5 protein-coding genes and 1 tRNA gene are annotated in these 6474 nt (G+C 60.1%); all 6 read left to right on the top strand.

Features of this window, described 5'->3' with window-relative positions; translation table 11 throughout:
* Nucleotides 1-29 precede the first annotated feature (29 nt).
* The 6 genes from HMPREF2779_RS02530 (at nt 30) to HMPREF2779_RS02555 (ending at nt 6369) form a co-directional block, all read left to right on the top strand.
* Nucleotides 30-674 carry a septum formation initiator family protein gene (locus HMPREF2779_RS02530; RefSeq protein WP_105360749.1) on the top strand — a complete coding sequence of 215 codons (645 nt, stop codon included), beginning with the start codon at nt 30-32 and terminating at the stop codon, nt 672-674.
* Between the two features lie 85 nt (nt 675-759).
* Complete coding sequence (locus HMPREF2779_RS02535; protein ID WP_105360750.1) at nt 760-1359, top strand: DUF501 domain-containing protein; 600 nt, start codon at nt 760-762, stop codon at nt 1357-1359.
* Nucleotides 1360-1512: 153 nt separating this feature from the next.
* Entirely contained in the window at nt 1513-2466 is a 954-nt protein-coding gene (locus tag HMPREF2779_RS02540; protein WP_070686234.1) for a Ppx/GppA phosphatase family protein, read from the top strand.
* Nucleotides 2467-2529: 63 nt separating this feature from the next.
* Complete coding sequence (locus HMPREF2779_RS02545) at nt 2530-4191, top strand: S8 family peptidase (protein ID WP_070686236.1); 1662 nt, start codon at nt 2530-2532, stop codon at nt 4189-4191.
* A 458-nt stretch (nt 4192-4649) separates the two neighbouring features.
* Nucleotides 4650-6035 (top strand): NAD(P)/FAD-dependent oxidoreductase, encoded by a 1386-nt coding sequence (locus HMPREF2779_RS02550; protein ID WP_070686238.1) that lies wholly within the window; start codon nt 4650-4652, stop codon nt 6033-6035.
* A gap of 260 nt (nt 6036-6295) precedes the next feature.
* A tRNA-Leu gene (locus HMPREF2779_RS02555) sits at nt 6296-6369 on the top strand.
* Nucleotides 6370-6474: the final 105 nt, after the last annotated feature.

Genomic DNA, 6474 nt, shown 5'->3' on the forward strand with positions numbered 1-6474 from the left:
CGGTAGAGAACGGAACGAAGGATAGAGCAATGAGCCAGCGAGCAAACCAGCAGACCCGGTCGCACTCTACGAGTTCCGCTGCACCCGCTCAGGGTGCTACCGCCTCCAACGCGCCGCATGGCGCCGCTAATGAAACCCGCCCCTCCCTGATGAAAAAGGCAAGTGCCCTTTTCTTTGGCGTGGGCCTGAACCAGCGCCACCCCGAGCGTGAACGTCAGGCGCAGGCTCGCCGTGAGGAGCGTGCCCGCCGCCGCGCCGCAGCCCAGCAGGGCAGTGAAGAGGGCGGATACGATGCCCCCGTGGCGGCTCATATGTTCTCCGGTCGTAGCTTCCTGACCGCTGTTGTGGTGGGCGTGATTGCGCTCGGTACCGCATACCCGGTGGTCACCTACATTGACCAGGATCGGGAAATCAAGCAGATCAACGCGCACATTTCCCAGTTGCAACAGGAGAACGCCCAGCTGAAGGCGGAGCAGACCTGGTGGAACGACGACAACTACGTTCGCCAGCAGGCACGTAGCCGCCTCTACTATGTGAATCCCGGCGACACCCCCTACGTGGTCACCGGCATCACCGAGGACTCCACGAAGGCGGACGGTACTTCTGCGAACGCGAAGAACGCCCCTGAGGAAGCCTGGACCACGAAGGTTTGGAATTCTCTCGAGAAGAACTAGCCCCAGCCACCGGCAGGAACCCCCGCCCTGGCAAGCACCCGGCATAAGCGGACGAGGTGACCCCTCGTTCCAGAAACTTAGGATTATGAGCACCGAAAACACCATTGAAGAGCTGAAGGCACGCACCCCCGGCGGCTTCGGCGTAACTGTTGAAACCCTGACCCCCACCGAGCAGGACATCCGTGTTCTCTCCGCGCAGCTGGGCCGTAAGGTCCGCGACGTGATTGAGATTCCGGCACGCTGCGTGTGCGGTAACCCGCTCGTGGCTGCTACCGCGCCGCGCCTGAGCAACGGCACCCCCTTCCCGACCGTTTTCTACCTGGCGCATCCGGTGATTACCGCTGCGGCTTCCCGTCTGGAAGCGGGCGGCCTGATGTACGAGATGACCGACTCGCTGGCTGAGGACGCAGACCTTGCGGCACAGTACGCTGCCGCACACGAGAATTACCTGGCTGAGCGTGAGCGCATCCGCCTGATGAGCGGCACCGAAGAGGTCCCGGAGATTGACGGTATCTCTGCCGGCGGTATGCCGACCCGCGTGAAGTGCCTGCACGCCGTTATCGGCCACACCCTGTCGGTGGGTCGCGGCGTGAACCCGATGGGTGACCGCGGCCTGGACGCTATCGCCGAGTGGTGGACCCCCGAGGTCTGCTCCTGCGACCCCGCGTGGCGCGAAGAAGCCTAAATATTGATTCTGGTGCGCCCGCATCGTCTTGAAGGACGGTGCGGGCGCATAATAGATAGAAGAAAGAGCGCCGAAAAGCGAAAATTTTTCGCCTGCGGCGCTCGCTGTGCCTTTGGCGCTGAATGTTTATTGAAGACCTGAAAGGAACCCACCGTGCGCGTTGGTGCGATTGACTGCGGTACGAACTCTATTCGCCTGCTGATTGCTGATTCCACTACTGAGGTGATGGACGGGGTTGAGAAGACCGTTCTGAAGGACGTTGTGCGTGAGATGCGCATTGTGCGTCTGGGTCAGGGCGTGGACGCGACCGGCTGGCTGGCGCAGGAGGCGCTGGACCGTACTTTCGCTGCGGCTCGTGAGTATGCGCAGTTGCTGAAGGAGCACGGCGCTGATTCGGTGCGTTTCGTGGCGACCAGTGCGACTCGTGATGCGGGTAACCGCCAGGTGTTCGTGGATGGTATCCGCGAGATTTTGGGTATTGAGCCCGAGGTCATTAGCGGGGACGAGGAAGCTGCACTGTCCTTCGCGGGTGCGGTGCGCGCTGTCGGTTACGGCGATGGCGATACCCTGGTGTTCGACCTGGGTGGCGGTTCGACTGAGTTTGTGCTCGGTGACGAGTCGGGTGTGAAAGCTTCCCGCAGCGTCAATATTGGTTGTGTGCGTCTGACTGAGCGTCACATGATGAGCGCCCCGTCGACTGACTCGCAGATTGCTCGCGTTGAGGCTGATACTGACGAGGCTCTCGATGTGGCGCGTAAGACGGTACCCCTGCAGAACGCGCGCCGCGTGGTGGCTGTGGCTGGCACTGCGACCACTGTTGCTGCCGCTGCACTGGGTCTGGACCGCTACGATTCTGAGGCTATTAACGCTCAGAGCTTCTCGGTGGAGACCGTTCAGAAGACTGCCCGCTGGTTGGCTTCGCTGAACCGTGCCGAGCGTGAGGAGCTCGGCTACATGCACCCCGGCCGGGTGGATGTGATTGGTGCTGGCGCGACGATTTACGCCCGCATCCTGACCCGTCTGAATGAGATGACTGATGGTGCCGTGGATTCGGTGACCGTCAGCGAGCACGACATTCTGGACGGTATCGCTCTGTCCCAGCTGTAGGCTTGAGCGCTCGCGCCGTGAACCGATGGTGGTTTACGGCGCGGCTCAGCTTGAGGAGTTTTAATGGTTCGTTCTGAGCATCGGCGAGGTATGCCCCTGATCGGCTGGTCTTTTGCGCCGTCTTTCGCCTGTGCGTCTCGTGTATTTGGTGTGCGCGCTTCGGTTGGTTCTGACCGAGGCGCTACTCGCCGCATCCGTAAGGTTGCAGCTTTGGGTGCCAGTGCCGCGTTGACTCTTCTGCCGTTGTGGACTCCGCTGGCGCCTGCCGCTTGGGCGACGGATCCGACCCCTTCCGCTTCTGCTTCCCCGAGCCCGAAGAGGGAGGTGACGGCGACTCCTTCGCCGTCGGGTACTGCGGTGCCGAAGACTTCTGCGACTCCGAGTAAGGGCACATCGACCAAGAACGGTGATGATGTTCGTCAGCGTGAGTATTGGCTGAACGAGTACGGTATTACGTCCTTGTGGTCGCAGGCTACGGGTAAGGGCGTGACGGTTGCTGTGATTGATACGGGCGTGGACGGTACCCACCCGGATCTTGAGGGTAATGTTCTGCGCGGTTATGACGCCTCGGGCGTGGGTAGCGAGGATGGCTGGAAGGGCCTGGGTGCTGAGCCGATGCACGGCACGGAGGTTGCTTCTTTGATTGCCGGTCACGGTCACGATACGCAGGGCTATTCTGCAATTGCGGGTCAGCCGGGTAAACCGACCGGTGTGATTGGTGTAGCTCCCGATGCGAAGATTCTGCCGATTTCGCTGAATATGGGTACGACCGGCGGTAAGAGTATTGATGAGCAGATTCCGGCGGCTGTGCGTTATGCGGTCGACCACGGGGCTCAGATTATTAACATGTCGATTGGTTCGAATAAGACGAGCTGGCCGCAGAGCTGGGATGAGGCGTTTGCCTACGCTGAGCAGAAGGGCGTGCTGATTGTTGCGGCTGCGGGTAACCGCGGTAGCGGCTTGACACAGGTTGGTGCTCCGGCGACGATTCCTGGAGTGTTGACGGTTGGTGGTATTGACCGGAAGAAGGCTGTTGCTGAGGGCTCGTCGACTCAGGGCATTTCGATTGCTGTGGTTGCTCCGAGTACGGATATGATTGCGGCTGCTCCGGGTAACGGGTACATGATTTGGTCGGGTTCTTCGGCTGCCGCGCCCTTGGTGACGGGTGTTACGGCGTTGTTGAAGCAGAAGTATCCGAAGGAGTCGGCGGCTCAGCTGGCTCAACGTTTGATTGCTTCGGCTGATGATGCTGGTGCGACGGGCCGTGACCCTTTGTATGGTTACGGTATTTTCAATCCGCAGGATGCGATGGCTTTGGCGTCGCCTGCGGTGACGGCTAATCCGTTGGGTTCGATTTCTGAGTGGATTGCTGTGCACCGTAAGCGGCAGGTGAGCGATCCGACTCCTAGCGATGCTGCGCCGGTCCATGAGGAGGGTGAGAGCATTGTGAAGGCGGCTGCGCCGGATGCGCGTCGCCCTCCGGAGGATCGTGGCTGGTTGCCGCCGGTGATTTTGGCGGCGCTGGTGTTGTGGCTGACGATTATTACGGCTGGTTCGGTGCATCGTTTGCACAGGATGCATGTGAGTGCGGGTGACGCAGCGCGGATGGCTCGTGCGGCGGCGCATCACCCGGGTCCTCGTCAGGGCGCTCGCCGGGGAACTCGCCATGTGGCGAAGAAGTCTCAAGAAGCTGCACGGAAGAGTACTCGCCGGACCTCTCGTTAGTACTGTTTGATGACGTTTTTCTGTTGTGCAGTGGCTTTTTCTGTTCGCCCGGGGCTGACTTTTGAGTTGGCCCCGGGTTTTATTGTTTGGGGTGGGGTGTCTGGCGGGACAGGCAGTAATAAACGAAAATATCGAACACGCCGCGTAAAAATCGGAAAGGGTGCCTTTGACCCTAACCAACATCAAGAGATGAACCGTGTTCAGATGCGCAAAACTTTTAACTTAGGGTGCGCTCTGATGCGGCATAGGTGCGAAATCACCTAAACAAAGGCGTAAAATATGAAGACGACAGGTATGTGATAGACAGGCTCGTGCTGCTAGCCACTTCGCGTTGCGCAAGGACTTCCAGAGCGAGCCGCTTTGTTCGTCAGGGGAGCTTTCGGAACGAGCCGAAAGTTGCACATACCAACCTACCGGGGCTACCGAACCTCGGTACCTAAAGACTAGGAAGTAACAAAATGGCATTCACTAAGGTGGCACAGGACCGTCCTCGCGTCCTGATCGTCGGTGGCGGCTACGTCGGCTTCACCGTTGCTAAGAAGATCCAGAAGGCTATCAAGGAGACCGGTGGCGTCGTCACCATCGTTGAGCCGAACCCCTACATGACTTACCAGCCCTTCCTCCCCGAGGTTGCAGCAGGTTCCATGGAAGGCCGTAACGCAACTGTGCCGCTGCGCCAGCACCTGCGCGACACCGAGCTGATCCCCGGCCGCGTTGTCTCCATCGACCACGCAAACCGCACCGCTGTAGTTGAGCCCACCGACAACGGTGAGCCCTTCGAGCTGAAGTACGACGAGATCGTCCTCGGCGCAGGCGCTGTGACCCGTGCATTCCCGATTCCGGGCCTGGCAGAGGTCGCTATCGGTCTGAAGACCATCGAAGAGGCAGTCTCCGTTCGTAACTGGGTTCTGGACCGCATCGAGGTCGCATCCATGCTGTCCGACGCTGAAGAGCGCCGTCGTGCCCTGACCTTCGTTGTTGTTGGTGGTGGCTTCGCTGGTGTTGAGACCATCTCCGAGCTCGAGGACATGGCACGCGTTGCTGTGGAGCGCAACGAGCGTCTCTCCGTTTCCGACCTGCACTTCGTCATGGTTGAGGCCGCACCGCGCATCATGCCCGAGGTTCCCGCAGACCGTGCAGAGAAGGTTGTTGCAGAACTGCGTGCACGCGGCATCGAAATCCTGCTGAACACCTCCCTCTCCGATGCAACCGACGGCAACCTGCAGCTGATCAACATGGCTGACAAGTCCCCCGCAGGCGAGATCAAGACCGACACCCTGATCTGGACCGCAGGTGTGGCAGCATCCCCGATGCTGAAGAACACCGACTTCCCGATCGACGAGCGTGGCCGCGTTCGCGTGAGCGCAGACCTGCGCGTCACCGGCGACGACGGCGTGGTCGAGGGCGCTTGGGCTGCAGGCGACAACGCAGCTGTTCCGGACCTCTCCGGTGGCGGCGTGGGCGGCTTCTGCGTTCCCAACGCTCAGCACGCTTCTCGCCAGGCTGTTGTTCTGGCTAAGAACCTGCTGGCTGCTCGCCGCGGCGAGCCCCTGACCGACTACTACCACGAGACCATCGGTGTTGTGGCAGGTCTGGGTCTGTGGAAGGGTGTTGCAAACTTCAAGGGCAAGACCATTGGCGGCCCGCTGGCATGGATCATGCACCGCGGCTACCACGGCTCTGCAATCCCCACCACCGAGCGTACCGTTCGCGTTATGACCACCTGGGCTCTGAACCAGATCTTCGGTCGCGACACCTCCTCGATTCGCCACCAGCGCTCCCCGCGCCTGGCATTCCAGGAAGCAACCGGTACTGCACCGGCACGCCAGAAGGCAAAGCTCTAAAATAGCCTGACTTAGGGGTATGCCCCCTGAGATAGCGCACTTGAGATAAAGCAAAGGGTGGTGTGGAAGACCTTAGTCTTCTGCACCGCCTATTTTGCGCCTGGGTGTTTGTGAGCTGTCTAGCTTAGCTGCCCACCAGTGCTTTTGCATGATGCTTGCTACGGCGGGGTTCGGGGAACCGTTTGAAATGTGTTTCTGCTTAGGTTCGGGTGCGTTTTCGTGGAATAATAAATATTTGTGTCCCGGACTGTTCGGGATACGCCCTCATAGTCCAATTGGCAGAGACAGAGGACTTAAAATCCTTGTGTTCTGGGTTCGAGTCCCAGTGGGGGCACAGCATGGACACGCATAGACGTGCGGTATAGATAAGCGGCGGCTCTTCCCGTGGGGGAGGGGTCGCCGCTTGCGTGTCTGAGGGTTTACATGTCGGGGGGGGGGG

The organism is Rothia sp. HMSC069C03 (genome assembly GCF_001811075.1).
In the GTDB taxonomy this organism is placed as follows: domain Bacteria; phylum Actinomycetota; class Actinomycetes; order Actinomycetales; family Micrococcaceae; genus Rothia; species Rothia mucilaginosa.

What these genes read in the sequence shown, in the direction of transcription:
- HMPREF2779_RS02530 (WP_105360749.1), top strand. Translation starts at nt 30, where the DNA reads ATGAGCCAGCGAGCAAACCAGCAGACCCGGTCGCACTCTACGAGTTCC.
- HMPREF2779_RS02535 (WP_105360750.1), top strand. Translation starts at nt 760, where the DNA reads ATGAGCACCGAAAACACCATTGAAGAGCTGAAGGCACGCACCCCCGGC.
- HMPREF2779_RS02550 (WP_070686238.1), top strand. Translation starts at nt 4,650, where the DNA reads ATGGCATTCACTAAGGTGGCACAGGACCGTCCTCGCGTCCTGATCGTC.
- HMPREF2779_RS02545 (WP_070686236.1), top strand. Translation starts at nt 2,530, where the DNA reads ATGGTTCGTTCTGAGCATCGGCGAGGTATGCCCCTGATCGGCTGGTCT.